Annotated in this window: 24 protein-coding genes; 6 read left to right on the top strand and 18 right to left on the bottom strand. The window is 68.6% G+C overall.

The features are described 5' to 3' along the window. Window positions 1-127 precede the first annotated feature (127 nt). Window positions 128-334: a DUF2842 domain-containing protein gene (locus T8K17_RS12455; RefSeq protein WP_322334827.1), complete on the bottom strand. Its 207-nt coding sequence runs from the start codon at window positions 332-334 to the stop codon at window positions 128-130. A 232-nt stretch (window positions 335-566) separates the two neighbouring features. Between T8K17_RS12455 and T8K17_RS12460 the strand changes: the two genes are divergently transcribed. Continuing rightward, window positions 567-1,844 carry an MFS transporter gene (locus T8K17_RS12460; protein ID WP_322334828.1) on the top strand — a complete coding sequence of 426 codons (1,278 nt, stop codon included), beginning with the start codon at window positions 567-569 and terminating at the stop codon, window positions 1,842-1,844. Window positions 1,845-1,882: 38 nt separating this feature from the next. Here T8K17_RS12460 and T8K17_RS12465 read toward each other — a convergent pair whose 3' ends face one another. The 7 genes from T8K17_RS12465 to T8K17_RS12495 all read right to left on the bottom strand — a co-directional run bounded on the left by T8K17_RS12465 (window position 1,883) and on the right by T8K17_RS12495 (window position 9,391). Beyond that, complete coding sequence (locus T8K17_RS12465; RefSeq protein ID WP_322334829.1) at window positions 1,883-2,581, bottom strand: hypothetical protein; 699 nt, start codon at window positions 2,579-2,581, stop codon at window positions 1,883-1,885. 84 nt (window positions 2,582-2,665) lie between these two features. Further along, the gene (locus T8K17_RS12470) at window positions 2,666-3,613 is read right to left on the bottom strand and encodes a dimethyl sulfoxide reductase anchor subunit family protein (protein WP_322334830.1); all 948 of its coding nucleotides are present in this window, start codon (window positions 3,611-3,613) and stop codon (window positions 2,666-2,668) included. Window positions 3,614-3,627: 14 nt separating this feature from the next. Beyond that, on the bottom strand, window positions 3,628-4,428 hold the full coding sequence (locus T8K17_RS12475; RefSeq protein ID WP_322334831.1) for a 4Fe-4S dicluster domain-containing protein: 801 nt from the start codon (window positions 4,426-4,428) through the stop codon (window positions 3,628-3,630). Continuing rightward, a complete protein-coding gene (locus tag T8K17_RS12480; RefSeq protein WP_322334832.1) occupies window positions 4,425-7,322 on the bottom strand; it encodes a molybdopterin oxidoreductase family protein in 2,898 nt (965 codons plus the stop codon). Before T8K17_RS12480 ends, T8K17_RS12475 begins: the two co-directional genes overlap by 4 nt. 163 nt (window positions 7,323-7,485) lie before the next feature. Then, on the bottom strand, window positions 7,486-7,959 hold the full coding sequence (locus tag T8K17_RS12485; RefSeq protein ID WP_322334833.1) for a universal stress protein: 474 nt from the start codon (window positions 7,957-7,959) through the stop codon (window positions 7,486-7,488). 34 nt (window positions 7,960-7,993) lie between these two features. Further along, a complete protein-coding gene (locus tag T8K17_RS12490; RefSeq protein ID WP_322334834.1) occupies window positions 7,994-8,746 on the bottom strand; it encodes a TIGR02186 family protein in 753 nt (250 codons plus the stop codon). A gap of 318 nt (window positions 8,747-9,064) precedes the next feature. Further along, window positions 9,065-9,391, bottom strand: coding sequence for a rhodanese-like domain-containing protein (locus tag T8K17_RS12495; RefSeq protein WP_322334835.1), 327 nt, complete (start codon window positions 9,389-9,391; stop codon window positions 9,065-9,067). A gap of 124 nt (window positions 9,392-9,515) precedes the next feature. Between T8K17_RS12495 and hutI the strand changes: the two genes are divergently transcribed. Next, a complete protein-coding gene (gene hutI / locus T8K17_RS12500; RefSeq protein WP_322334836.1) occupies window positions 9,516-10,739 on the top strand; it encodes an imidazolonepropionase in 1,224 nt (407 codons plus the stop codon). On the opposite strand, the gene T8K17_RS12505 is transcribed toward hutI, so the two are convergent. The 3 genes from T8K17_RS12505 to T8K17_RS12515 are packed head-to-tail and all read right to left on the bottom strand — an operon-like array spanning window position 10,705 to window position 13,177. Beyond that, window positions 10,705-11,514 (bottom strand): ABC transporter ATP-binding protein, encoded by an 810-nt coding sequence (locus T8K17_RS12505; RefSeq protein ID WP_322334837.1) that lies wholly within the window; start codon window positions 11,512-11,514, stop codon window positions 10,705-10,707. The genes hutI and T8K17_RS12505 overlap by 35 nt on opposite strands. A gap of 14 nt (window positions 11,515-11,528) precedes the next feature. Beyond that, on the bottom strand, window positions 11,529-12,110 hold the full coding sequence (locus T8K17_RS12510) for a glutathione S-transferase family protein (RefSeq protein ID WP_322334838.1): 582 nt from the start codon (window positions 12,108-12,110) through the stop codon (window positions 11,529-11,531). A gap of 26 nt (window positions 12,111-12,136) precedes the next feature. Continuing rightward, the gene (locus tag T8K17_RS12515) at window positions 12,137-13,177 is read right to left on the bottom strand and encodes a hypothetical protein (RefSeq protein WP_322334839.1); all 1,041 of its coding nucleotides are present in this window, start codon (window positions 13,175-13,177) and stop codon (window positions 12,137-12,139) included. A gap of 162 nt (window positions 13,178-13,339) precedes the next feature. On the opposite strand from T8K17_RS12515, the gene T8K17_RS12520 reads away from it, so the two are divergent. Continuing rightward, window positions 13,340-13,711, top strand: coding sequence for a PilZ domain-containing protein (locus tag T8K17_RS12520; RefSeq protein ID WP_322334840.1), 372 nt, complete (start codon window positions 13,340-13,342; stop codon window positions 13,709-13,711). 61 nt (window positions 13,712-13,772) lie between these two features. On the opposite strand, the gene T8K17_RS12525 is transcribed toward T8K17_RS12520, so the two are convergent. Together T8K17_RS12525 and wrbA are read right to left on the bottom strand one after the other, a co-directional pair. Beyond that, the gene (locus tag T8K17_RS12525) at window positions 13,773-14,477 is read right to left on the bottom strand and encodes a pirin family protein (protein WP_322334841.1); all 705 of its coding nucleotides are present in this window, start codon (window positions 14,475-14,477) and stop codon (window positions 13,773-13,775) included. A 77-nt stretch (window positions 14,478-14,554) separates the two neighbouring features. Beyond that, complete coding sequence (gene wrbA / locus T8K17_RS12530) at window positions 14,555-15,172, bottom strand: NAD(P)H:quinone oxidoreductase (RefSeq protein ID WP_322334842.1); 618 nt, start codon at window positions 15,170-15,172, stop codon at window positions 14,555-14,557. 146 nt (window positions 15,173-15,318) lie between these two features. Between wrbA and T8K17_RS12535 the strand changes: the two genes are divergently transcribed. Then, window positions 15,319-16,224, top strand: coding sequence for a LysR family transcriptional regulator (locus T8K17_RS12535; protein WP_322334843.1), 906 nt, complete (start codon window positions 15,319-15,321; stop codon window positions 16,222-16,224). Window positions 16,225-16,226: 2 nt separating this feature from the next. On the opposite strand, the gene T8K17_RS12540 is transcribed toward T8K17_RS12535, so the two are convergent. From T8K17_RS12540 to T8K17_RS12560, 5 genes are all read right to left on the bottom strand, one after another. Next, the gene (locus T8K17_RS12540; RefSeq protein WP_322334844.1) at window positions 16,227-16,562 is read right to left on the bottom strand and encodes a hypothetical protein; all 336 of its coding nucleotides are present in this window, start codon (window positions 16,560-16,562) and stop codon (window positions 16,227-16,229) included. A gap of 149 nt (window positions 16,563-16,711) precedes the next feature. Beyond that, a complete protein-coding gene (locus tag T8K17_RS12545; protein ID WP_322334845.1) occupies window positions 16,712-18,790 on the bottom strand; it encodes a hypothetical protein in 2,079 nt (692 codons plus the stop codon). Between the two features lie 10 nt (window positions 18,791-18,800). Next, complete coding sequence (locus T8K17_RS12550; RefSeq protein ID WP_322334846.1) at window positions 18,801-21,578, bottom strand: DUF4159 domain-containing protein; 2,778 nt, start codon at window positions 21,576-21,578, stop codon at window positions 18,801-18,803. A gap of 13 nt (window positions 21,579-21,591) precedes the next feature. Next, a complete protein-coding gene (locus T8K17_RS12555) occupies window positions 21,592-22,449 on the bottom strand; it encodes a DUF58 domain-containing protein (RefSeq protein ID WP_322334847.1) in 858 nt (285 codons plus the stop codon). A 10-nt stretch (window positions 22,450-22,459) separates the two neighbouring features. Then, on the bottom strand, window positions 22,460-23,488 hold the full coding sequence (locus T8K17_RS12560) for a MoxR family ATPase (RefSeq protein WP_322334848.1): 1,029 nt from the start codon (window positions 23,486-23,488) through the stop codon (window positions 22,460-22,462). 172 nt (window positions 23,489-23,660) lie between these two features. Here T8K17_RS12560 and T8K17_RS12565 point away from each other — a divergent pair, with 172 nt between their 5' ends. Both T8K17_RS12565 and T8K17_RS12570 read left to right on the top strand, forming a co-directional pair. Continuing rightward, the gene (locus T8K17_RS12565; RefSeq protein ID WP_322334849.1) at window positions 23,661-24,221 is read left to right on the top strand and encodes a DUF1285 domain-containing protein; all 561 of its coding nucleotides are present in this window, start codon (window positions 23,661-23,663) and stop codon (window positions 24,219-24,221) included. After that, the gene (locus T8K17_RS12570; RefSeq protein ID WP_322334850.1) at window positions 24,218-24,892 is read left to right on the top strand and encodes a CoA pyrophosphatase; all 675 of its coding nucleotides are present in this window, start codon (window positions 24,218-24,220) and stop codon (window positions 24,890-24,892) included. The genes T8K17_RS12565 and T8K17_RS12570 overlap by 4 nt, the downstream gene beginning before the upstream one ends. Window positions 24,893-24,914: the final 22 nt, after the last annotated feature.

Here is a 24,914-nt window from a genome sequence, read left to right on the forward strand (position 1 = left end):
ACTCCCCGGATTTATTCCGGGGCGAGACAGCAACTCGCTTCATTACCCGACAAACACGCACGCCATCGACGCTTGCCCCGGAATAAATCCGGGGAATGGGTGGTGAGGGGAAGTGAAGCCGAAACCCTTAGCCGACGTCCGAGCCCTCATCGCGCCGGGCCCAGCCGATGACGGAAACCGCCGGCCAGATCCAGACGATCCCGGCCACTAAGTAATAGACCGTCTCGGCCAGAATATGGTCCGGCACGAAATCGGCGAGGCTCACCACGGCGATGACGTACAGCACGAGCCCGGCGATGATCACCAGGCCGGCAAGGGGGGATCTCCAGCGCATCCCGGGCACATAGCGCGCCGCACGGGCGAGGGCAAGCGCCGCCCCGGCAAACCCGTCCGATTCCGCCGGATCTGTCGCTCCTGAGAGAGCGGCTGTCACCGGTCCATGCTACCCGCCATAAGGACAGACACCGCCTGCTGGTACACGGGCGGCCCAGTTCCGGTCGAGGATCGGCCGTTCCGCCCGCTCCCGACCCGCCCACCGACGCGGCCCACCCGGAAAGGCCACGCCCATGCCCGCCCTGTCCCCCGCCGTCGTCGCCCTGCTGCTGAGCGTGATCCTGCTGCAGGTGGCGAACGGCATGTTCTCGTCGCTGCTGGGCGTGCGGCTGGGCATGGAGCCGGAGATCTCCTCCCAGGTCGCCGGCTTCGTGATGTCCGGCTATTTCGTCGGGATGGTGCTGGGCTGCCTCGCCGTGCCGCGGATCATCGAGCAGGTCGGCCATGTCCGAACCTTCGCCGCCCTGGTGTCGATCATGTCGGCGGCGTCGATCTCCCACGCCTTCTATGTCGATCCGGTCTATTGGTTCGCCCTGCGGGTGATCTACGGGGTCTGCGTGGCCGGCGCCTACATGGTGGCGGAATCCTGGCTGAACGGGGCGACCAGCAACGAGCAGCGCGGCTCGCTGCTCTCGGTCTACATGGTCTGCCAGTACCTGGCGATGACCGGCGCCCAGTTCCTGCTGAACCTGGCGCCGCCGTCCAGTTTCATCCTCTACGCCCTGGTCTCGATCCTGTTCAGCCTGGCCCTGGTGCCGCTGACCCTGTCCCGGTCGGCCCCGGCCTCCAGCGTCGCCCGCTCGGCCCTCAGCTTCCGGCAACTGTATCGGGTCTCGCCGCTCGGCATGGTCGCCAGTTTCGGCAGCGGCATCCTGAGCGGCGCGCTGTTCGGCGCGTCGTCGGTCTTCGCCACCGCCATCGGCTTCACCGTGCCGGAGGTGGCGATCTTCGTCTCCGCCGTCCTGGGCGGCGGCCTGGTCATGCAGTGGCCGGTGGGCAAGCTCTCCGACCTGATGGACCGGCGCACGGTGATCGCCGTCACGCTGGTGCTCGCCACCGCGCTGGGGCTGCTGCTGGCCTTTCTGCCGTTCCCCGGCTTCTGGGTCTACGTGACCATGGCGGGGCTGTATGGCGGGCTCTGCATGACCGTGTATTCGCTCGCCATCGCCCATACCAACGACTACGTGGAGTCGACCGATCTGGTAGCGGCCAGCGCCGGGCTGCTGCTCGCCTTCGGGATCGGCGCCGTGGCCGGGCCGATCGCCGCCACCTCGGCGATGGAGTGGGTCGGCAACTGGGGCTATTACGGCTTCGGCGCGCTGACCGCCGGGTCGATCGCCCTGTTCACCCTGTGGCGCATGAAGCAGCGTCCGGCCCTGCCGGTCGAGGAACAGGGGCCGTGGGTGTCGGTCTCCCGCACCACGCCGGTCGCCGCCGAACTCGATCCGCGCTGGGAGCCGGAAGAGGAGACGGGCGAAGAAAATCCGCAGCCGAATCCGGCTGCGGGGTAAGGCGGTCGGCACTTATTGCCTGATTAACTGGGCAAAAATTACCAGAACTGCTTGAGGAATTCCTTCGCCCAGGTCCGGTCCAGCTGAGAGTTGCCGTTGAACAGGTCGAGGCGTAGGTCGTCCAGGGCCTGCTTGCCGGTCTTGACCTTGTCATAGGCGGGATCGTCCGGCGTCAGCATGACCATCTCGTCGGCGACGCTGTCATAGGCGACCTTGATGTCGTCGCCATAGATCTCCTTCAGCTCTTTCTCGGCGGAGAGCATCTGCTCCATGCGGTCCATCGCGGTCTGATCGGAGGTGGTGAGGGACCTCAGCCCGCCGCCCAGATCCGGCGCTTCGGCCAGATCGACGAAGCGCCAGTGGGCCATGGAATGGATAGGCTGCTCGCCGAAAGCGTCGGGTTCCACGCGGTAGAAACCGTCTTCTGGCAGGGTCATGGTCGCCAGCGGTTCGGCGGAGGCGTTCTGCATCATGCTCTGGTTGGCGACGAAATCCTGGGACGAGCCGGCGCGCAGCTTGGAGACCATGCTCATCAGGCTTTGGGCGGCGTCGCCGTCCAGCCGCATCATGTTGCCGGTATTGTCGTAGGCGTGCCCCGAGACGGCGACCTGGGCGCCGCTGTCGAGGGTCAGGCGTTCGGCATCCGCGTACCGGTCGCGGGTGATATGGGCGTATTCGGACGCGGTAACCGTCTTCCACGGGGGCGTGAAAGCGGTCGAGGAAGTGACCGATGTCATGAACAACTCCTCCAGATGGTCGGCGGGAGGGAAGCAAATCCCTTGCCAATTCCGCCATCCGGAGGAGGGGTATTCGGGGCGAGGCTACGCCGCTTCGGCCCCGTAATACGTCGTGACCACATGGGTCGCCTGGGCGAAGAACAGCCAGCGCTCGACCGCCACGCCCAGGGTGCCGATCACGGCAGCCAGCAGGGCCGGGATCCAGCCGCCGGCGGTCGCCATGATGCCCGCCACCATCAGCAGGGCGAAGGGCACCACCACACCGGCCACGGCGGCGATCATCCGCAGCTTGTGCACGTGCTTGCGGGCGACCCGGTACCCCATCTCGCGCATCACGAAGTTCTTCGAGGTGGACGGCGCGTCCAGCATCCGCACCTTGCCCAGATGGCCGAGCCCGGTGGCCGTGCCCGCCGTGGTGACCGGGGCGTCGGTGTCGATCCGCGACCAGTAGGTCCATTTCACCGCGGCGGCGGCCGAGCCGGCGATGATGGTGGCCCAGATCAGGAGCCCTGCATCGCCGCCGAAGCCGCAGACCAATACCGCCATCCACAGGCCCCCGGTATAGAGCGCGAACAGCAGGTAGCCGGGGAGCACCAGCGGGTGGTGCCACTGGCGGATGGTCCGCAGCGAGGCGTAGATCATGCCGGTGCAGACCACCGTCACGGCGGCCCCGGCGCTGGCCAGGATGCCGAACACGCCCCAGAATCCGCGGGCATCCTCGAACACGATCCAGCCGAGCGCGAAGATCAGCGCCGGCAGGTAGGTGACGACCGCGGCCATGCCCTCGCGCGACAGCCAGGACGAGCGCCACTGGGACATCGCCCGCCAGGCCCGCTCGGGATGGCCGAGATGGAAGGTGGAGGCGAGCAGGCCGGCCGTGATCAGTCCCAGCGCCAGGGCGAAGCCGATCAGGCCGGACCACAGTCCGGCGGGCATCAGCCCGGCGGCCCCGGCCAGCCCCATGAGGAACAGCAGCCCGTAGCCGGCGCCCGACGCGGTGGTGAAGAAGATGACGGAGGAGGCGGGATGCATCTCGGTCTCCTCCCTCAGCGCGACAGCATGGCGTCGACCCACGCCAGGAAGCCGTTGCCTCCGGCGTTGGACGGCACCGCATCGGCGGCCTCGGCTGCCAGCGCTTCCAGCTTCGTCGGCGCGCCGGTATCGCCGGCAGTGTTCTTGCGCGGGCGCGGCGGCAGGTACTTGTTGGTCGGCTTGTAGCCCATCTCCGGCATCAGGTCGTAGCCGCCGCGCTCCGACACCATCTTGGAGACCGCGCTGCCGGGATCGCCGAGATCGCCGAAATGCCGCGCGCTGGCGGGGCAGGTCGAGACGCAGGCCGGCACCCGGTCCACCTCTTCCAGATTCTCGTTGTAGATCTTGTCGATGCACAGGGTGCACTTCTTCATCACCCCGTCGGTGTAGTCGTATTCGCGCGCGCCGTACGGACAGGCCCAGGAGCACAGCTTGCAGCCGATGCAGGTGTCCGGATTGACCAGGACGATGCCGTCCTCCTCGCGCTTGTAGCTGGCGCCGGTCGGGCAGACGGTGACGCAGGCCGGCTCCTCGCAATGCAGGCAGGAGCGCGGGAAGTGGACGGTGCGGCTCTCCGGCGCGTCGCCGACCTCGTAGGTGTGGACCCGGTTGAACCACACGCCCCAGGCGCCGGCATCGTCGCCGTCGGTGCTCTCGGTGCCGGAATAGGCGTTCCAGTCGGTCATCGGCGCGGAGTGACCGCCCGAGTTCCATTCCTTGCAGTTCACCGCACAGGCATGGCAGCCCACGCAGATGTCCAGGTCGATGACGAGGCCGAGCTTCTTGGTCGGCGCCTTGGTGGGAAGCGAGGTCATTCCGCAGCCTCCCCGTCGATCTTGGCCCCATAGCGCAGGGTCCTGGGGCCGGTCTTGCCGCCCGGCGGCTTGGGCAGCGGGGCGAAGCGCGGTTCGGCCTCGGTGCCGGGCGCGTCGGCCTCGGCCCGCTCGATGCGGACCCGCAGGTCGTACCAGGCGGCCTGGCCGGTGACCGGGTCGGCATTGGCATAGCGATAGCCGCCGCCCTTCGGCGGCAGCAGTTCGGAGATCAGGTGGTTCAGCAGGAAGCCCTTGGTCGCCTCCGGCGCCTTGGGGTCGAGGCCCCAGGCCCCCTTGCGCTTGCCGATGGCGTTCCAGGTCCATACCGTGTCCGGGTTCACCCCTTCCATGAGTTGGACCTGGGCCTTGATGCAGCCGTGGTGGGAGGTGACATGGACCCAGTCGTCCTCGCCGATGCCGAGCTGTTCGGCGCGCTGGCGGCTCATGTAGAGCTTGTTGAGCCCGTGGATCTGCCGCAGCCAGGCGTTCATCGAGCCCCAGGAGTGATACATGGCGGCCGGGCGCTGGGTGATGGCGTGCATAGGGAACTGGTCCAGCTCCTCGCCCAGGACCTCGCCTTCGAACGGCGCGTACCAGAAGGGCAGGGGGTCGAAATAGGTCTTCACCCGCTCGCGGTGATGTTCCGGCGGCACCACGTTGCCATGGCCCTCGGCGGCGAGGCGGAAGGTCTGCAGTGGCTCGGAGTAGATCTGGTGGATGATCGGGTTCGCCGCCCCGATCAGGCCGAGCGAGACCGCCTTCTCCAGATACTCCTTGTTGGCGTGCTTGAAGTAGCGTTCCGACGGCGCGAACTCGTGACGCCAGAAGCACTGGTTGTCGACGTAGCGCTGGAGCTGGTCCGGGTTCGGCTCGCCCTTGCCCTCCTTGGTGCCGTCGACACCGCGGAAGCCGGCCAGCGGGCCGACGCCCGGTGCGCGCTCGTGATTGGCCAGATAGTCGGGATAGCCGCCGGGGAACTTGGCGGAGCCGTCCTCCTTGGTCAGGCCGGGCAGGCCGAGGCGAACGCCGATCTCGATCAGCGCGTCCTGGAACGGGCGCACGTCGCGATCCGGCTTCACAACCGGCTGGCGGATCGAGTCCGCCGCCCCGTCGGCGTCGCAGATCGGTCGGTCGAGGAGGGAGATGCAGTCCCAGCGCTCGAGATACGTGGTGTCGGGCAGGATCAGGTCGGCATAGGCCACCATCTCCGAGGCGTAGGCGTCGGAGTAGATGATCTTCGGGATCTTGTACTCGCCGGTCTGCGGATCCTTGTCCGTCAGCATCTTCATGGTGCCCGACGAGTTCATCGTCGAGTTCCAGCTCATGTTCGCCATGTACATGAACAGCACGTCGATCGGGTACGGATCGCCGGCCCAGGCGTTCTGGATCACCATGTGCATCAGGCCGTGGGCGGCCACCGGCGCGTCCCAGGAATAGGCCTTGTCGATGCGCCGCGGGGTGCCGTCGGCCTCGACCAGCAGGTCTTCCGGCGAGGTCGGGAAGCCCAGCGGCGGGCCGGCCATCGGCTTGCCCGGCTCGACCTGTCCGGCCTTGCCCGCCGGCTTCAGGGGCGGCGGCACCGGGCGCGGGAAGGGCGGCTTGTAACGGAAGCCGCCGGGCGCGTCGATCGACCCCAGCAGAAGCTGCAGCAGGTGCAGCGCCCGGCAGGTGTGGAACCCATTGGAATGGGCGGAGATGCCGCGCATGGCATGCATGGCGACCGGCCGGCCGATCATCTTCTCGTGGCGCCGCCCGGCCCAGTCGGTCCAGGGCTGGTCGATCACCACCTCCTTCTCGAAGGCGGCATGGGCCAGCTCGGCGGCGAGGCGGCGGATGCGGTCGGCATCAAGGCCGCAGCGCTCGGCCACCGCGTCGGGCGCGTATTCGTCGGCGGTGTAGCGGTCGTAGAGCAGTTGGAAGGCCGGCACCGCCTTGCGGCCGTCGGCCAGCGTGTGCTCGCCGACCAGGGCCGGGGCGACGTCGGCCAGCATGGCGTTGGCGAGCGCAGTGGCCTTCTTGTCGAAGCACAGCGGCGCGCCGTCGGCGTCGCGGGCGAACAGGCCGTGGTCGGCCGCGCCCGGATCCTGGATCACCAGCCAGGGCGCGTTGGTGTAGCGCACCAGGTAGTCGAGATCGACGCGGCGTGCCTTCAGCAGCTCGTGCATCAGCGCCATGACGAACAGGCCGTCGGTGCCCGGGCGGATGCCGACCCACTCGTCGGCGATCGCGGAATAGCCGGTCTTCACCGGATTGACCGAGACGAACTTCGCACCCCGGGTCTTGATCTTGCCCAGCCCGGCTTTGATCGGGTTGCTGTCGTGATCCTCGGCGACGCCGAACATCATGAAGTATTCGGTATGCTCCCAGTCCGGCTCGCCGAACTCCCAGAACGAGCCGCCGATCGTATATAGGCCGGCCGCCGCCATGTTCACCGAACAGAATCCGCCGTGGGCGGCGTGGTTCGGGGTGCCGAACTGGCTCGCCCACCATCCGGTCAGCGACTGCGACTGGTCGCGCCCGGTGAAGAAGGCCAGCTTGCGGGGATCTGTCTTGCGCACGTCGCCCAGCCATTCGGCCGCGGTCGACAGCGCCTCCTCCCACTCGATCTCCTTGAACTCGCCCGAGCCGCGCGGGCCGACCCGCTTCAGCGGCTTGGACAGCCGCGCCGGCGAGTAGTGCTGCATGATCCCGGCGGATCCCTTGGCGCAGAGCACCCCCTTGTTCACGGGATGGTTCTTGTTGCCTTCGATGTATCGGATCCGCCCGTCCTTCAGGTGAACCTTGATGCCGCATCGGCAGGCGCACATGTAGCAGGTCGTATAGGAGACGGAATCCGAGACGACGGGCGAGGTTTCTACGACCTCGCGCACGGTCTCCAGGGGATTTGAGATCATTGCCTCTTCCGGGCTAAGACGAGCATGGTTCTCGGAGCATCGCAGTCCGCGATACGACCGGTCAAGCTGTGGCCCTTACCAAGACGTTGATGCGGAAGACTCCCGCGCCAGGATCGGGTGAGCCATGCCGGGCGATGCCCGGTGGAAGGCGGCGGACGCGCGGTCAGGTCAGCGCGTCGATCTCCGCGTCGGTCAGCGAGCCGGGAACGATGGTGATCGGGATGCGCAGCCGGGCGGCCGCCTTGGTCATCAGGTGGCTGACCAGGGGGCCGGGATTGTCGGATTTCGGGGCGGCCGCCAGCACGAGGATGGAGATCGTCGGCTCCTCCTCGATCAGCTTCAGCAGCTCGTCGCGGGCCGTCCCCTCGCGGATATAGACCACCGGAATCGATCCCGAGAGGTCGAGCACCTGCTGGCTGACCCGTTCGAGGAGGTGTTCGGCCTCCTGCCGCGCCTCTTCGCGCATCAGTTCGCCGACGCCCATCCAATGCTGGAATTCGACCGGCTCCACGGTGCGGAACAGTGCCACACGACCGCCGGTATGGCGGGCGCGCTGGCACGCGAAACGCAGCGCGACATTGAGTTCCTCGCTGTCGTCGACCACCACGAGGAATACGCGTTGACTGTCTTCCGTCATGTCCGCTCGACCTTGACCCTGCCAGCCTGATCGCTCATCCGACCTTACGACCGATCCACGCCGCGAACCAGCCCGCAGCGATGGCGATGATGATCGCCAGCACACCATAGGCGGCGGAGTTGCCGTGTGCGAACAGGAAAATATCGGCGCCGATGCCGGTCTTCGACACGACCAGCGGCGTGGTCTGGGCATGCACCGCCGAGCCGTCGCGCAGGAAATAGACGGCGACCGTATAGGTGCCGGTCGCCACGTTGGCCGGCAGGTGGATGCGGGTGCGGAACAGCCGGTTCGACAGCACCGTGATCGGAAGCACCGACTCCGAATACAGGCCGGCGGCTTGCTTATTGCGGATCAGCCCGGCGCGGAAGATCGCTTCGGTGCCGGGATCCACGGCGGAATCGTCCGGACGCAGGTACAGGTTCTCGATCCCGATCTCCTGGCGCTGGCGGATGTCGGCGCTCGCCACGTTCTCCAGCGGTTCAGTGGACGCCACCGCATAGAAGGACGGCGCGTTGTCGAAGGTGACCGACTCCACGTTGGCCCAGATCCCCGCCACCCGTTCCTTGCGCCGGACGGTGACGTCGCTGCGCGGACCGGTGACGGTCACCACGATCTCGCCTTCGCCTTCGACCGCGCCGAACAGCAGCACGTCGGCGCCGGTGAACCCGGTGGTGATGGCGATCAGATGCTCGCTGAGATCGGCGACGAGGTCCTGCTGCGCCCGGGCCGGCATGTCGCCGATCAGGCCGACCGCCATCGCGAGCAGAAGGAGGAACCGCCCCGCCATCATCAGGATCTTCCGCCCGCGCCGGGCAGGTTCGTCCTGGACGCCGCCAACCTGCCCGTCCCCGGATCGGGGAGCTCTGTCGCCGACGGCGCGGCGAGGGGCAGGGTAAGATGCATCAGGCGCCCGATCCGTGAAGGTCCGAAGTCCGACTGGCCGGCGGGCCATGTCTGTTAGGTCTGTCCGCCGGCATGAATGGGATCGCGCCCCACCGTGAATAACGGGGGGCGACGAAATATCCCTACACCCATACGGCGGATCTTGAAAGGTTTATTTATTTGAGGGTCTTAGCTCGGTTGTATTCAGTCGAGACGTTTTTCCTCACTCGCCGGGCTCGACCGCATGGCCGGACTGCATCCAGGCCATGATGCCGCCCTGCAGCCGGTAGAACTGGCGGTCGCTGCCGCTGGCGATCATGCGGTCGGCGGCATGGCCGCAGCGCACGCCGCTCTTGCAGTGGAAGACGACCTTCTTGTCGGCCGGCAGCTCGACCGCGGCCGGGTCGAAGCCGGACAGCGGAATCAGCCGGGAGCCGGGGATGCGCGCCTGGGCGAATTCCGGCTCCTCGCGTACGTCGATCAGCTCGACCGATCCGTCGGCGAGCCAGTCGGCCAGGGTGTCGGCATCGATGAATTCGGGCGTTGCCATGGGGCATTCCTCGTTGGGGGCGCGGTCGGCCCCATCCTGGCGCCGCCGCGCGGCCATCACAAGTCTTGGCAGTCGAGGGCCGGTCCCCTTAGGGTTCACGGGACCGGCTGTGGGGAGCTGCGCCATGTGGGACGCATTGTGGACCGATATCGACATCGCGACCTGTGCCACGGCGGACGGTTACGGGCGGATCGACGACGGCGCGATCGCCGTGAAGGACGGGCAGATCGCCTGGATCGGACCGCGCTCGGCCCTGCCGGGTCCCGAAGAGGGGCTGGCCGCCGTCCGGTATAGCGGCGAGCGGAACTGGGTCACCCCCGCGCTGATCGATTGCCACACGCATCTGGTCTATGGCGGACAGCGCGCCGGAGAATTCGAGAAGCGGCTGGCGGGTGCCAGCTACGCCGAGATCTCCCGCGCTGGCGGCGGCATCCGGGCCACGGTGGCGGCGACCAGGGCGGCGAGCGAGGCGGACCTGCTGCGGTCGGCCTTGCGGCGGCTGGCGCCGCTGGTGGCCGAAGGGGTCACCGTCATCGAGATCAAGTCCGGATACGGTCTCGACCTGGATACCGAGCTAAAAATGCTGCGAGTCGCGCGGGCGATCGAGCGCGAGGCCCCGGTGGAGGTCATCACCACCTTCCTCGGCGCCCATGCGGTGCCGCCCGAATTCGACGGCGATGCGGACGACTATATCGACTTCGTCTGCGACGAGGTGCTGCCGGGGGCTGTAGAGCAGGGGCTGGTCGACCAGGTCGACGCCTTCTGCGAGACCATCGCCTTCTCCCCGGAGCAGGTGGCACGGGTGTTCGAGGCGGCCAGGCTGTTCAACCTGCCGGTCAAGCTGCATGCCGAACAGCTCAGCGACTATGGCGGGGCGGAACTGGCGGCGGAGGCGGGTGCGCTCTCGGCCGACCATCTGGAATACCTGTCGCCGGTCGGCGTCCGGGCGATGGCGCGGGCGGGAACGGTCGCCGTACTGCTGCCGGGCGCGTTCTTCACCCTGAACGAGACCCGCCGCCCGCCGGTCGATCGCCTGCGCGAGGCCGGCGTTCCGATCGCGCTCGCCACCGACAGCAATCCCGGCTCCTCGCCGGTGACCTCTCTGCTGACGGCGATGAACATGGGCTGCGTGCTGTTCGGCCTGACCCCGCAGGAGGCGCTGGCCGGGGTGACGCGGAACGCGGCCAGGGCGTTGGGGATCGGCGACCGGCGCGGCACGCTGGAAGTCGGCAAGGCCGCCGACTTCGTGATCTGGGACATCGAGGAACCGGCGGAGCTGGCCTACCGGATCGGGTTCAATCCCTGCGTCGACGTCATCCGGGCTGGAGTTCCGACGCTGGTTGCCTGACCGGCTCCGAGGTCGGACGGCTGGCTGCCAGCGCCGCCTCGACCTCGCCGCGGGCTTTCATGAACTCCGACGACAGGCGCAGCGCGTCGTCGCGGGGGTGGTCGAACGGGACCGGCACCTCCGCCACCACCCGGCCCGGCCGGGGCGAGAGTACGACGACCCGGTCGGCCAGGAACAGCGCCTCCTCCACGTCGTGGGTCACCAGGATCACGGTGGCCGAGGTGCGCTGGCGCACCCGCTCCAGCAGTGCCTGCATGTCGCGGCGGGTTAGGCTGTCGAGGGCGCCGAACGGCTCGTCCAGCAGCAGGAGATCCGGCTCCGGCGCCAGCGCGCGGGCCAGGGCTGCCCGCTGCGCCATGCCGCCGGACAGGGTCGCGGGCAGTGCGGTGCCGAACTCGGCGATATCGACGGCGGCGAGCCAGTCGGCCGCCCGTCGGTCGCCTTCGTGGCGCGGCACCCGCTGCTCGTCCAGGCCGAAGCGGACATTGGCGGCCACGCTCAGCCAGGGGAACAGCGCCGGCTGCTGGAACACCATGCCGCGCCTCGGGTCGGGTCCGGTGACGGGCACCCCCTCGACCGTGATGCGGCCGCCGGTCGGGGTGACCAGGCCGGCCACGAGACGCAGCAGGGTCGACTTACCGCAGCCCGACGGGCCGACCAGGGCGACGAACTCGCCATCGCCGACCGTCAGGTCGAGCGGACCGAGAACGCCGAGAGGGCCGAAACTGTGGCTGACGCCGGAAAGGGCGACGGCGGCGGTGCTGGAGGCAGGCATTGGGGCATGTCCGATCAGTCGAGCTTCAGGACAGCCTCGCACCGTGCGATCCACTTTCCAACCGCCGGTCTGGTGCCGAAGTCGAAACCGCCTTCCTCGGCCAGCCGCGTATAGGCCAGCAGGGCGATGTCGGCGATGGTCAGGGTCGGGCCGACCAGGAAGTCGCGGCCGGCCAGCGCGGTCTCCATGGCATCGAGTGCCGCCTCGCCGCGCTGGACCCGCCAGGCCTCTCGGGTCTCCTTGGGCTCGCCCTTGTAGACCATGTGGTACCGGCAGACGGCGATATAGGGTTCGTGGCTGTACTGCTCCCAGAACAGCCATTCCGCGACCTTGGCCCGGTCGAACGGATCGGCCGGCACCAGCGCGGTGCCTTCGGCGAGATACTGCAGGATGGCGTTGGACTGGCCGAGCGCCCGGCCGTCGTCCAGCACGATCACCGGCACCTGGCCCATGGGGTTGAGGGCCAGGAACTCCGGCGTCCGGCTCTCGCCCTTCAGGATGTCGATATCGGTCCATTCGTAGGGCAGGCCGAGGAAGTCGGCCGCGTACTTGACCTTCAGGCAGTTGCCCGAGGCGGTGTCGCCGAGAATGCGCATGGTCGGGGCTCCGGAGGGAGGGTCGGTCAGAGGGAGTTCAGAGAGGGCGCACTGCGTTGGATATGGCGGATTTTGTCAAGGCCGGGGACCATTTCGGCCAGCAGCCAGTCGGCGCGCTTGTTGGGACTGCCGCTTTCGCCGGGGAAATCCTCCTGCCAGCGGATCATCTTGACCGACAGGGCGCAGAGGATGCCGCCGATGGTGCGGTGGTTGCTGGTGACCAGCCGGCGCAGATGGGCGTAGCGGTACTCCGACAGGTCCTTCCAGAAGTCCTGGCTGGCCTCGTCGAACGCCTTGAAGCGCAGCATGGTGAAGGCGATGGCCTCCTCCAGCTGGGTGTCGACGATGTCGGTGTAGCGCATCGCGTCCCGGTTATGGCGCAGGTGCGAGTTGCGGATGCCCTCGTGGGTCCAGGCCTTGAAGCGCTCGAAGGTCGGGCGGATGTCCTCCAGGGCGCGCTTGAAATAGGAGAGCGACAGGAAGATGTCGCCGTAATCCTCCAGAAATCCGGGGATCTGGTCCATCTCGATCCCCAACGCGTCGGAGATCGATTTGATGCGCTTCAGGGCCACGTCGCGGTCGACCCCGCGGAACATCTCGAAGATCTCAGAGGCGCTGGAGACGTCGCGGGTCTCGTTGCCGAAGACCTTCTGGATCAGCGGCCGGGTGAACACCCGCATGTACTCCGTGAGCTTCTCCTGCATCTGCGGCGACAGGCGAAGATGCTCGGCCTCGTCGACCTTGATGTTGTGCGAGCGCAGGGCGAGCCGGAGCGAATAGACGTCGAAGCTGAGCTCCATCGCCAGCGCCTCGACGATGGTCCGGTCCTCCTCGAAGGTGGGCGCGGATTTGTCGAAGTAGTCGCCGATGGCGCGGATATCGATCTGCCCGGATCCGGCGCGATTGTCCTTGAACAGCTCCACCACGGTCTCGACCCGGGCGTTCTTTATCAGGCGGATGCGGCGCATGCCGGGGGTCTGAAGCGGGACGATGGCCAGGGGCAGGATGTGCAGCGCATCCTTCTCCTCAGCCGTGTATCCCTCCGTGTCGATCGCAACCGCCGACATCGAGCCCCCTAAAATGCCGGATAATTGATATAAAACCGGCTTATCATTCGCACACTTATCAGAATCGTCAGTGGGCGAACAAGAATGCTGCATCACGTAATCGGTGGATCACGCATCGCGCGAAATCTCCGGCGACGGTACCATGCGGTGTTGGAGGTGTAGATGTCGTTTGTCACGTGGCTGCGGGAGAAACTTCTCGGGCCGACTTCTTCCGGGGCCGAGCGCCGTCGCAGCGAGCGTTATCCGGTGACTTCAGGACTTGAAGTGATCGCCGATGGCCGCACCTCCGCCTGTCGTGTCGACAACGTGTCGGCGGGCGGCGTTCGGGTGGTGCCGACGGTCGAGGTGCCGGTGGGGACCGTCGTGACCGTGCGCGACCCGGCGACCGGCATGAGCCTGCACGGAGAGGTGCTGGGACACGAGGGCGGCGGCTCGCGGGTGCGCTTCGCATCGGAGGATGCGGGGATCATCGTCTCGACCTGGATGCGCATGGCCGGCGAGTCCGAGAGCGCCGCGCGCGTCGACGGGACGTAAGAATCGAAACGGGGCGGTCGAGCCGCCCCGTTGCCGTCATGTCATGGCGCCCGCCAATCGCTCAGGGTACGTCGACCAGAACGATTTCGGCGTCCTCGGTGGCGGTGATGGTCACCGTCTCCTCGTCGGCGATCGCCACGCCGTCGCGCGCCTTGGCGGCGACGCCGTTCACTTCGACCGCACCCGCCGCGGCCACCAGGTAGGCCTTGCGGCCGGCGCCCAGGATATGGGTCACGCTCTGCCCGGCCTTGACGGTGGCGCCGAGCACGGCGGCATCCTGGTTGATGCTCAGGGCGCCGTTACCGGCGTCCTGCGCCCGTCCGGAGGCGAGCACCACCAGGTCGCCCGAGCGGTCGCCCTTCGGGAACTGCCGGGCATCCCAGCGCGGCTCGAACCCGCGGCCCGAGGGCTCGATCCAGATCTGGAAGATCTGGGTCTGATCGGGTTCCTGGTTGTACTCGGCGTGGACGATGCCGGTTCCGGCCGACATCACCTGGACGTCCCCGGCCTCGGTCCGGCCCTGGTTGCCGAGCCGGTCCTGGTGGGTGATCGCCCCTTTTCGGACATAGGTGATGATCTCCATGTCGCGGTGCGGGTGCGGGTCGAACCCGGTTCCCGGCTCGATCGTGTCGTCGTTCCAGACCCGCAGGGCGCCGAAGCCCATGCGCTTGGGGTTCATGTAGTGCCCGAAGCTGAAGTGATGGCTGGCGTTCAGCCAGTCGATCCGGAACTTGCCGAGGGAATCAAAAGGACGCACTTCGATCATCGTAACCTCCTGACGTCACGCCGCCTGAGACAGCACGGCGCGGGTGATGCGCCGCCTGTCACCAGCACGGCGCGGGATTACGCCTCGCTCTTCAGCTCGGCGCTGACGCCCTTCGCGATCTTCGCGACATGGGCGCCCTGGAATTCCGCCAAGGCCAACTCGTTGGCCGAGGGCTGGCGGCTGCCGTCCGACCCGGCGATGGTGCCGGCGCCGTAGGGCGATCCGCCCCGGAACTCCTCGATGTTCAGCAGCTCCTTGGCGGAGTAGGGCAGGCCGACGATCACCATGCCGTGGTGCAGCAGGGTGGTGTGGAAGGTGGTGGCGGTGGTCTCGTTGCCGCCGCCGGTGGCGGTGGATACGAACACGCTGCCGACCTTGCCGATCAGCTTGCCGTTGGCCCACAGGCCGCCGGTCTGATCGAGGAAGTTGCGCATCTGTGCGGCCATGTTGCCGAAGCGGGTCGGCGTGCCGAAGATGATGGCGTCGTAGTCGGCCAGCTCTTCCGGCTTGGCGATCGGCGCATCCTGGTCGAGCTTGACGCCGGCCTTCTTCGCCACGTCCTCGGGCATCAGTTCCGGCACGCGCTTCACGGTCACCTCGACGCCGGGCACGCTGCCCGCGCCCTTGGCCACGGCACCGGCCATGGTCTCGATATGGCCGTAGCTCGAATAATACAGCACCAGAACCTTGGTCATTCGCTCTCTCCTTCGCGCCGCCCGACTTGGTGCCGGCGGTCTGCGGTTGATGATCCGTTGGCGCTATAGTTGGTGTTCTCCTCGCCAATATAAAATAGGCTATGTGGCAACGTATTGTTTCCTGACGTGGACAATGAGAGGGAGCGATGATCGATCACCTGACCGCCATGGCGATCTTCGCCCGGGTGGCGGAGACCGGCGGATTCTCCAGGGCGGCGGAGAGTCTGGGCATGTCGAAATCGGCGGTGTCGAAGCAGGTCTCCCGGCTGGAGGACCGCTTCGGTACCCGCTTGCTGAACCGCACGACCCGCCGGATCAGCCTGACCGAAGCCGGTGAGCGGGTGCTGGAACACAGCCGGCGGGCGGTCGCCGAATTCGAGGCCGCCGAGGCCGAGGTCGGCGCCCATCGGGACACGCCCTCAGGGCTGCTGCGGGTCAGCGCCGGCGTCTCCTTCGGGCAGAGCGAGCTGGCGCCCCGGCTTGCCGGTTTCCTGGCGGGCTGCCCGGACCTGTCCATCGACCTGGTGCTCAACGACCGCCGGGTGGATCTGGTCGAAGAGGGATACGACGTGGCCGTGCGGATCGGCGAGCTTGAGGATTCCAGCATGATGGCCCGCCGTCTCGGCTCGGTCCGCAGCATCACCGCCGCGGCGCCGTCCTATCTGGACAGACGCGGCCGCCCGGCAGCGCCGGCCGATCTCTCGACCCATGACTGTCTGGGATACAGCTATCTGGACGGCGGTGTGCGGTGGCGGTTCGACGGGTCGTCCGGATCGGTGTGGCACAAGTTCAAGCCGCGCCTGCTGTCCAACAACGGCACGGCCCTGGCGGCCGCCGCCGAACAGGGGCTCGGGGTGGTGCAGATGCCGGAGTTCATCATCGGCGCCCCGGTGCGCGACGGCCGGCTGGAGGAAATCCTGTCGGCGCATCGCAAACCCGATGTCGGGATCTACGCGATCTATCCGGCAGGCCGGCCGCTGGCGGCGAAGGTGCGCGCCTTCATCGACCTGGCTGTGACCGCATTCGGGGAAGGGGTAGCGTCCGCCGGGTGATCTCACTCCGGCAGGTCGATGGCGGTGAAGATGTCGTTCGCGAACGCCGCTCCGTGGGCATAGTCGGTCCGCTGCCAGACGGTGCCGTTCCAGACTTCCAGCACGATCGGGCGCCGGACCGCCTTGAGCGTCATCATCAGCCCGTCGATCGTCCGTGGATCCACGCCGTCTGCGGCCAACCGCACCCGCACGCCCCCCTCGTCCCAGGCGACCGCCGCGTAGCCCAAGTCTTTCAGGGCATACCAGACCGCTTGTTCCCCAGTCTTATCGCGTATGATGTTGCTCAACGACAGTGTTCTGCCAGACTGATCGATCCAATGATCAAAGATCTCGTCCATTGCATGCTCCCTCCCTGAGACCATGCGGGACTATCGCAACGTCGGTATGCAGACGTCACGTTCAAATTCTGATCGAAATTGTACGAATTGTGGTGATTGAGTATTAACTTATTTGAATTTGAGTGAATTTGCTTTCCCGGCGCTCGGCCTCAGTCTCCCTCGCGGCGCCAGGCCAGGATCAGCGTACCGAGAACCAGGGCGAGCGCCAGGCCGGCCGGCAGGGCGGGAAGCAGGGTGACGCCGGCCACGACGTAGTCCCCGTTCTCGCGCAGCCCGATCCAGCCGCGTCCGGCGGCAGTGCGGTCAGGCCCGATCCGCCGCAGGGACGGGGTGCCGGTCTCGGAGATCCAGGTCACCGACCCGCCCGAGGCTTCGGCCATCGGGCCGAGGCGGGTCTCGGTGGTGGCGACGTCGGCGAACTCGATGGGATTGAGGGCGCCGACCGCGACCAGGGCATCCTGCTCGCCGTCGACCAGCCGGTAGAGACCTGGCCGCTCGACCTCAAGCGTGCCACGGGCCCGGCCCGGCTGGGTCATCTCCAGCTCGACCTGAATGTCGGTGCCGTCCGGACCGGTCACCCGGACCGGGGGCACCGTATCGCTGAGGGTGCGGCGCTCGATCTCGATGACCCGGCCTCGGGCCGTCGCCCGCAGGTCGTCCTCCTCGAGATCGGGCTCTTCCATCAGCCAATGGGCGGTGCGGCGCAGGACCTCCGCCTGGGGGCCGCCGCCCTCGAAGCCGCGGCTCCACAGCCAGATCTGGTCGGACAGCAGATGGGCCACCCGGCCCTCTCCGACCCGGTCGAGCACCAGCAGCGGCCGCCCGTCGACGCCGCTCATGACGGCGTTGCCGTTGGTCCCCTGGCCGTCGATCTGCCGGAACCAGCGGCCCCAGAGCGGCTCGGTCGTCGCTCCGGAATTGGCCCCGGCGAGGGCGCTGGTGACCGGGTGGCGCTGCCCGATATCGGTGACCCGCGGTTTGAAGCCCTGCTCGATCACCCCGCCGGTCGGGTTCACCGGCAGCACCTCGCCGAGCGGCGTGCGGGCCAGGCTCAGGCGGCCGGCGAAGGTCGGTCCCGACGCTTCCAGCAGCGCCCCGCCGTCGCGCACATAATCGGCGATGTTCTTCAGGTACAGCCGCGGCAGCACGCCCCGGCGGCGGTACCGGTCGAAGATGATCAGGTCGAATTCGTTCAGCTTCAGCTCGAACAGCTCGCGGAACGGGAAGGCGATCAGCGACAGCTCGCGGATCGGCGTGCCGTCCTGCTTCTCCGGCGGCCGCAGGATGGTGAAGTGGACGAGGTCGACCGAGGGGTCGGATTTCAGGATGTCGCGCCAGGTCCGCTCGCCCGCATGGGGCGCGCCGGAGACCAGCAGAACCCGCAGCCGGTCGCGCACGCCGCCGACGCCGACCACGGCTCGGTTGTTCTCCAGGGTGAGCTCGGCCGGGCCGGGTTCGACGGACAGTTCCACCACCGTCTGGCCGGCATGGTCGATCGGCAGCTCGATCTCGTGACGGGTATTGGCCGGAATCGGCACGGCCGGACCCGGCTCGCCGTCGATCGACACCTGGACCGCCACCGGTTCGCCCTGGGGCGTGGCCGGGTCGACCACCTCGACGGTCAGGGTGACCGACTTGCCGACCATGCCGAAGCTCGGGGCCTGGACCACCCGGAGGCGCCGGTCCTGCTCACCCTGGTCGCCCGTCAGCAGCACATGCAGCGGCGCATCGGTCAGGCCGGACAGCCGGTCCGCGTCGTGTACCTGACCGTCGGTGACGGCGATGACGCCGGCGACCCGTCCGTCGGGCACGTCGCTCAGGGCCTCGCGCACGGCGGTGCCGAGGCGGGTGCCCTCCGACGCCTCGCCGATCCCGCCGTCGCGCACGGTGACCTGCTTGACCCGCAGCCCCGGCAGCCGGGCGAGCCGTTCCTCCAGGGCGCGGACGGCCTCGTCGGTGCGGTCGGTTCGCTCGCCGATCGACTGGCTCGTGGTGCGGTCGACGGCGACGACGACCACGTCCTCGCGCGGCTCGCGCCGTTCGGCGATCAGGGTCGGGTTCGCCAGGGCCAGGGTCAGCGCGGCCAGCGCCAGCGTCCGCCACGCGATCCCGGTCGCCGCGCGCAACCAGCCCACGGCCAGCACCAGCAGGGCCAGGACGCCGAGGGCGATCACCAGCGCCCAGGGCACCAGCGGCGCGAAACTGACGGAGAGCGAGTCGGCGATCATCGCATGTGCCTCACTGTCCCAGCCGTTCGAGAATGGACGGCACGTGCACCTGGTCGGCCTTGTAGTTGCCGGTCAGGGCGTACATCACGAGGTTGATGCCGAAGCGGGTGGCCATCTCGCGCTGCAGCTCGCCGCCGGGGACGACGGGGAAGCGCGGGCGCCCCTGCTGATCGCGGGCCCAGGCGCCGGCCCAGTCGTGGCTGCCGACCATCACCGGGGAGACCTCGGTGTCGGAGGACCGCACCCGCTCGTCCTCCAGCCAGACCGTCCCGCCGGTATAGCGTCCGGGAAACTCCTCCAGCAGGTAGAAGGCCCGCGTCAGCACGTGATCCGGGGAGGAGGGGGCCAGCGGCGGAATGTCGAGACTCTGGCTGAGCTGGGCGAGCCGGCGCAGGCCCGATCCGCCGGCGGCGCCCGGGAGCGTCACCTCGTACTGGTCGCGGGTGTCGAAGATGATGATGCCGCCGTTGCGCATGTAGTCGTTCACCCGCGCCACCGCCGCGCCGGAGAGTTCGGGCTGTTCCTTGGAGATCGGCCAATAGAGCAGCGGGAAGAAGGCGAGCTCGTCACGCTCCACGTCGACGCCGAAGGGGGCGGCCGGCTCCACCGCCGTGCGGCGCGTCAGCTCGTCGCTGAGGCCGGCCAGCCCGTCATAGCTGATGCCGTCGATCCAGGTGTCGCCGGTCAGCACATAGGCGAGCCGCATCTCGGACGCGGCCTGCAGGGCGAAGGCCTCGGGATCCGCCGGCTGCTGCTGCGCCTGCTGGGCGTTGCCGCCGGTGGGCGTCAGGAGAAGGGCGGCGAGCAGGAGCGCCGCGGCACCGCGTCCGCCGGCGCCGGTCAGCCGGCCGGTCAGCAGGCCGCGCAGCGCCAGCCCGATCAGCGTGTCGAGGATCGCCAGCAGCAGGGCCAGCGCGAAGGCCCAGCCCTGGAGTTCGGTATCGCGACCGGCTTCCAGCGGCTGGCGCGCCGCGCCGTCGGGAACGCCGGAGGCAAGCAGCGCGCCGTCGAGGGACGGGCCCAGGTTCAGGGCCTCGCGGGCGCTGTCGTCGCCGTAGAAGCCCGGCGGATGGCGCGGACCGACGGCCGGCATGCCGAGTTCCGCGCGCGATGCCGTGGCGGGCAGGGGCTCGGTCCCGGAGACCGGGCCGCCCAAGGTGCCGAACCCGTCGAGCAGGGCGTAGGGCGGCATCGGCCGCTCGCTCGACCCGCCGACACCCTGGCTCAGCGCCACGATCCGCCGCAGCATGGTCACGAACAGGCCGGACAGGGGCAGGTTGCTCCAATCCGCGTTGGCGGTGGTGTGCATGAGGATCAGCCAGCCGCCGCCCCGGCGCTCCGCCGTCACCAGCGGCGTGCCGTCCAGCAGCCGCGCCCAGGTCTTCTCCCCCAGGTCGATCGACGGCTCGGCCAGCACCTGGCGCGAAACCGTGACGTCGTCCGGCACGTCCAGGCCGGCGAAGGGGCTGTCGGCGTCGAACGGGGCGAGGGGCTCCGGCCGCGACCAGGACAGCGCGCCGCCGAGGGTCCGGTCGCCCCGGCGTACCCGCACCGGCAGCAGCGTGTCGCCGCCCTCGTCGGCGCCGGACGCCGCCAGTCGTTCGCCGGCGAAGCGCAGCACCACGCCGCCGTCCTCGATGAAGCCTTCCAGTTTTTGGCGCTGCTCGAAGGTCAGCCCGCCGGCATCGGCCAGAACCAGCACGGCGAGGTCGCGTTCCAGCAGCGTGTTGATGTCGCCGCGCCGGACCTCGGTGAAGGGGTCGAGAGCGCGGTCGAGATAGTACAGATCGTCGAGCAGCGGCTGGGAGCCTTCGAAGTCCCGGGCCGAGACGAGCCCGACCGGGCGGCGCTTGTAGCGCTCGTCCATCAGGAAGACGGATGCCGCGGTGTTCTCGTCCTCCACTTCCAGGCGGGCGACGTCGTTGCGCAGTTCGGTGGGCAGTTCCACGGTGACCGTGAGCCGGTCCGCGTCGGGCTCGAAGGTGGCGACCTGCCGCGTCAGCACGCGGCCGTCCTCGGCGATGGCCCGCACGCCCACCGCGCGATCGCCGATGCCGGTGCCGCGCCGCAGCTCGGCGGTGAGGTCGAGCGCGGCCGGGTCCGGATCGTCGAGCCAGACCGGCCCGTTATCGGCGCTGTCGATGACCACGACCGGACCGATCGCGGCCAGCCGGTCGCCGAATGTCTCGGATCCGGCCGTGTCGATCGGCTCGCGCAGCCAGACGACGGTGGTATCGTCGGCGAGGCGCGCGGCTCCGATGATCTCGCCGACGGCGGCGAGGTTGCGGCCCCAGGGCTTGGGCTGCAGCGCGCCCAGGCTGGACCGCAGGGCGGCGGGCGGCGACAGGTCCAGCTCGCGCCGCTGGCCCGGCAGCGGGTCGGCGGTGGTCACTAGAGCGACGGCGCGGTTCTCCCGCTCTGCCTGATCGAGGATGCGCAGGGCCCGGTCGCGCCGCGCCTCGAAGTCGCGGGCGGAGGACCAGCCGTCGTCGAACACCAGCAGGATTGGCCCGCCGGCCGGCACCGCCGTCCCGGACGGGATCAGCGGTCGGGCGATCGCCAGGATCACCAGGGCAGCGATCAGCAGGCGCAGCAGCAGCAGCCACCACGGCGTTGAATGCGGTGTGTCCTCTTCCGGCTTCAGCCCGTCGAGCAGGCGGATCGCCGGAAAGCTGATGCGCTTGGGTGCCGGCGGAATGACCCGCAGCAGCCACCACAGCACGGGCAGCGCCGCCAGGGCGGCGAGCGCCCAGGGAACGGCGAAGGCGAGGGGGCCGAGGGTCAGCATGGCGGTGCGCCCCTCAATCCGGCCGTTGGGAGATCACGGCGTAGAGGGCGAGCAGCGCCGCCTCCGCCGGTCGGTCGGTCGTGTGATGGGCGAAGCTCCAGCCGGCCCGTCGGGCGATCTCGGCCAGGCCTGCGCGGTGGGCGGCGAAGCGGCCGGCATAGTCGTCGGCCACCCGTTCGGCGCGCCCGAGCAGCAGCGGCAGTTCCTGTTCCAGGCCCTCGAAGCGGACCCGTCCCCGAAACGGAAAGCTCTCCTCCGCCGGATCGGTGACCTGCAGCAGATGGCCGCGAACCCCTTCGGAGGACCAGCGCCGGACCAGCGCGTCGACCTCGCTCAGCGGATCGAACAGGTCGCCGATCAGGACGGCGGTGCCGTGGCGCGGCAGCGGCTCGTAGATCGGCAGGGATCCGGCCGCGTCGGAGGTCATCGACAGCAGGGCGGCAAGCGGCTCCAGCGCCGGCCGGCCGGTGCGCGGCGGCACTTGCTCGCCCAGCAGCCCGACCCGCTCGCCCGCCTCGATCAGCAGGACGCCCAGCGCCATGGTGAGCAGTTCCGCCCGCTCGCGCTTCTCCGGCAGGTTGCGGCCGGAGCGCCAGCGCATGGAGGGGGAGGCGTCGCGCCACAGATGCACGGTCTGCGCCGTGGCCTGCTCGCGTTCGCGCACGAAGGTGGTCTGCCCCATGGCCGAGCGGCGCCAGTCGATGCTGCGCACCGCGTCGAAGGCCTGATACGGCCTGAACTGCCAGAAATCGTCGCCGAGCCCGGCCCGGCGGCGGCCATGGGCACCCGGTGCCACGGTATGGGCCACGCGCTGCGCCGCCACCAGAAGCGGGGGCAGGGTCGCGGCGAGGTCCTGGGCCTGTTGGCGCATCAGGGCTCCATCACCGGTACGGGGCGCAGAGACTGTCGATCACCGAGTCCAGCGATACGCCCTCGGCCCGGGCGGCGAAGTTCAGCGCCATGCGGTGGCGCAGCACCGGATAGGCGAGCTCCAGCACGTCGTCGATCGACGGAGCGAGCCGGCCGTCCAGCACCGCCCGCGCCCGGATCGCCAGCATCAGCGCCTGGCTGGCGCGGGGGCCGGGACCCCAAGAGACGTGGCGGCGGACCGCGTCGATCTCGCTGCTTTCCGGCCGGCCGGAGCGCACGATCCCGAGGATCGCCTCGACCAGCGTCTCGCCGACCGGGAGGTAGCGCAGCAGCTTCTGCGCGCGCAGCAGATCGTCCGCGCTCAGCACTTTCTTCGCCTTCTCCTCGTCGGCGCCGGTGGTCGCCAGCAGCATGGCCCGCTCCGCATCGACGTCGGGGTAGCCGACGCTGACCTGCAGCAGAAACCGGTCGAGTTGGGCTTCCGGCAGGGGGTATGTGCCTTCCTGCTCCAGCGGGTTCTGGGTGGCCAGCACGTGGAACGGTGCCGGCAGCGCATGGGTGTGGCCGGCCACGGAGATGCTGTGCTCCTGCATGGCCTGCAACAGCGCCGACTGGGTGCGCGGGCTGGCGCGGTTGATCTCGTCGGCCATGAGCAACTGGGCGAAGACCGGGCCCTGGACAAAGCGGAAGCTGCGCCTGCCGTCGGAATCCTCGTCCAGGATCTCCGAGCCGAGAATGTCGGCAGGCATCAGGTCCGGCGTACACTGAATGCGCTTGTCGTCGAGGCCGAGAATGGTGCCGAGGGTTTCCACCAGGCGGGTCTTGGCCAGGCCGGGCACGCCGATCAGCAGCGCGTGGCCGCCGGCCAGCACGGTGACCAGGGTCTGATCGACCACCTCCTGCTGGCCGAAGATGACTTTCGCCACCCCGCTGCGCACGGTGGTGAGCGTCTCGGCCAGGGTTTCGATCTCCCGGATGAAGGCATCGCCGTCCTTCGGAATACCGGCCGTTCGGGGGTCAAGGGTGGTGGTATCGCTCATCGCGGCTATATTTCCTTTACAGGGGCGCGGCTTCCGATCGCGTCCGACCAGACCCGGGTTGCACCGTCAGGAAGATCGTCGACGAACGCGGCCGGGTCGATGCACGCCAGAAGCGGACATGAGAGACATGGGGCAAGACAGCGTTCGGTCCATCCATGATATTGAGCGTAGCGTGACAGAGGCTGCGCACAAGGGGCCAACCGAGCAATACAACGAAACGTGTAGCGCCGAGGACACGGTCGCCGACACACCACGCGAGTTCGGGCTGCGCATCGGCCGTGACGGCACTTGGTACTATCTGGAGTCGCCGATTCACCGCCTGCCTCTCGTCAAACTGTTCTCCACGGTCCTGCGCCGGGACGACGAGGGCCGGTTCTGGCTCGTCACGCCGGTCGAACGCGGGATCATCCATGTGGACGACGCCCCGTTCGTCGCCGTCGATGTCGACCTGGAAGCCCCGGACGACAGCGCCGGACCCGACGCGACCCTGACTTTCCGCACCAATCTTGACGAAACCGTGGTCGCCGGACCCGATCATCCGATTCGCATCGATATCGACCGGGAAACCGGCGAGCCCGCCCCCTACGTGACGGTGCGCGACCGGCTCGAAGCACTGATCAACCGGGCGACCTTCTACCGGCTGGCGGAGATGGCGGTCGAGAGCCCGGACGGCACCGGTGTTCTGGGTGTATGGAGTGGCGGGACGTTCTTTCCTCTGGGCAGGGCCGAGTGAGCGACGCAGCGCAATTGCAGATACCGGACAGTCACGAGGATTTCCGACAGCGGTTCCTCGGCGCGACGAAGGGCCGGCTGACCGGTGGCCTGCCCCACGCCGTGTCGCCCGTTGTCCATTACCGCGGCGACCACGATCTCAATCCCGGCATGGAAGTGCCGGCCGATCCGCGCGAGGCGGCGGTCCTGGTGCCGGTGGTGCAGCGCGACGGCCATCTGACGATCCTGCTCACCCGCCGCTCCGACGACCTGCCCGTGCATAAGGGGCAGATCAGTTTTCCCGGCGGCCGGGTCGACGACGGCGATGCGAGCCATATCGATACCGCCCTGCGCGAAAGCGAGGAGGAGATCGGCCTCGACCGCCGCCAGGTCGAGATCGTCGGCCGGCTGGACACCTACGTGACCCGGACCGGCTACTCGGTGACCCCGATCATCGGGTTCCTGAAGCCGCCGCTGGAGCTGACCGCCTGTCCGGTCGAGGTGGCGGAGATCTTCGAGGTGCCGCTGTCCTTCCTGCTCGACCGCGCCAACCAGGAGCGGCACAGCCGGACCTGGCAGGGGACCACCCGGCATTTCTTCGTGCTGCCCTATGAGCATTACTACATCTGGGGGGCCACGGCCGGCATGCTGGTGAACCTCTCCGACGTCATGCACGCCGCCCTGGAGCGCTGAGCGCAAATTTATGAGACCGGGC

Origin of the sequence: Thalassobaculum sp. OXR-137, assembly GCF_034377285.1 — a bacterium.
Classification (GTDB): Bacteria; Pseudomonadota; Alphaproteobacteria; order Thalassobaculales; family Thalassobaculaceae; genus Thalassobaculum.

Excerpts from the sequence above, each read along its gene's own strand:
- T8K17_RS12525 (WP_322334841.1), bottom strand. The coding sequence starts at position 14,477 with ATGATCGAAGTGCGTCCTTTTGATTCCCTCGGCAAGTTCCGGATCGAC.
- T8K17_RS12470 (WP_322334830.1), bottom strand. The coding sequence starts at position 3,613 with ATGCATCCCGCCTCCTCCGTCATCTTCTTCACCACCGCGTCGGGCGCC.
- T8K17_RS12535 (WP_322334843.1), top strand. The coding sequence starts at position 15,319 with ATGATCGATCACCTGACCGCCATGGCGATCTTCGCCCGGGTGGCGGAG.
- T8K17_RS12455 (WP_322334827.1), bottom strand. The coding sequence starts at position 334 with ATGCGCTGGAGATCCCCCCTTGCCGGCCTGGTGATCATCGCCGGGCTC.
- T8K17_RS12545 (WP_322334845.1), bottom strand. The coding sequence starts at position 18,790 with ATGATCGCCGACTCGCTCTCCGTCAGTTTCGCGCCGCTGGTGCCCTGG.
- T8K17_RS12505 (WP_322334837.1), bottom strand. The coding sequence starts at position 11,514 with ATGCCTGCCTCCAGCACCGCCGCCGTCGCCCTTTCCGGCGTCAGCCAC.
- T8K17_RS12560 (WP_322334848.1), bottom strand. The coding sequence starts at position 23,488 with ATGAGCGATACCACCACCCTTGACCCCCGAACGGCCGGTATTCCGAAG.
- T8K17_RS12465 (WP_322334829.1), bottom strand. The coding sequence starts at position 2,581 with ATGACATCGGTCACTTCCTCGACCGCTTTCACGCCCCCGTGGAAGACG.
- T8K17_RS12540 (WP_322334844.1), bottom strand. The coding sequence starts at position 16,562 with ATGGACGAGATCTTTGATCATTGGATCGATCAGTCTGGCAGAACACTG.
- hutI (WP_322334836.1), top strand. The coding sequence starts at position 9,516 with ATGTGGGACGCATTGTGGACCGATATCGACATCGCGACCTGTGCCACG.
- T8K17_RS12510 (WP_322334838.1), bottom strand. The coding sequence starts at position 12,110 with ATGCGCATTCTCGGCGACACCGCCTCGGGCAACTGCCTGAAGGTCAAG.
- T8K17_RS12480 (WP_322334832.1), bottom strand. The coding sequence starts at position 7,322 with ATGATCTCAAATCCCCTGGAGACCGTGCGCGAGGTCGTAGAAACCTCG.
- T8K17_RS12475 (WP_322334831.1), bottom strand. The coding sequence starts at position 4,428 with ATGACCTCGCTTCCCACCAAGGCGCCGACCAAGAAGCTCGGCCTCGTC.
- T8K17_RS12485 (WP_322334833.1), bottom strand. The coding sequence starts at position 7,959 with ATGACGGAAGACAGTCAACGCGTATTCCTCGTGGTGGTCGACGACAGC.
- wrbA (WP_322334842.1), bottom strand. The coding sequence starts at position 15,172 with ATGACCAAGGTTCTGGTGCTGTATTATTCGAGCTACGGCCATATCGAG.
- T8K17_RS12555 (WP_322334847.1), bottom strand. The coding sequence starts at position 22,449 with ATGCGCCAACAGGCCCAGGACCTCGCCGCGACCCTGCCCCCGCTTCTG.
- T8K17_RS12460 (WP_322334828.1), top strand. The coding sequence starts at position 567 with ATGCCCGCCCTGTCCCCCGCCGTCGTCGCCCTGCTGCTGAGCGTGATC.
- T8K17_RS12490 (WP_322334834.1), bottom strand. The coding sequence starts at position 8,746 with ATGGCGGGGCGGTTCCTCCTTCTGCTCGCGATGGCGGTCGGCCTGATC.
- T8K17_RS12515 (WP_322334839.1), bottom strand. The coding sequence starts at position 13,177 with ATGTCGGCGGTTGCGATCGACACGGAGGGATACACGGCTGAGGAGAAG.
- T8K17_RS12495 (WP_322334835.1), bottom strand. The coding sequence starts at position 9,391 with ATGGCAACGCCCGAATTCATCGATGCCGACACCCTGGCCGACTGGCTC.
- T8K17_RS12520 (WP_322334840.1), top strand. The coding sequence starts at position 13,340 with ATGTCGTTTGTCACGTGGCTGCGGGAGAAACTTCTCGGGCCGACTTCT.
- T8K17_RS12550 (WP_322334846.1), bottom strand. The coding sequence starts at position 21,578 with ATGCTGACCCTCGGCCCCCTCGCCTTCGCCGTTCCCTGGGCGCTCGCC.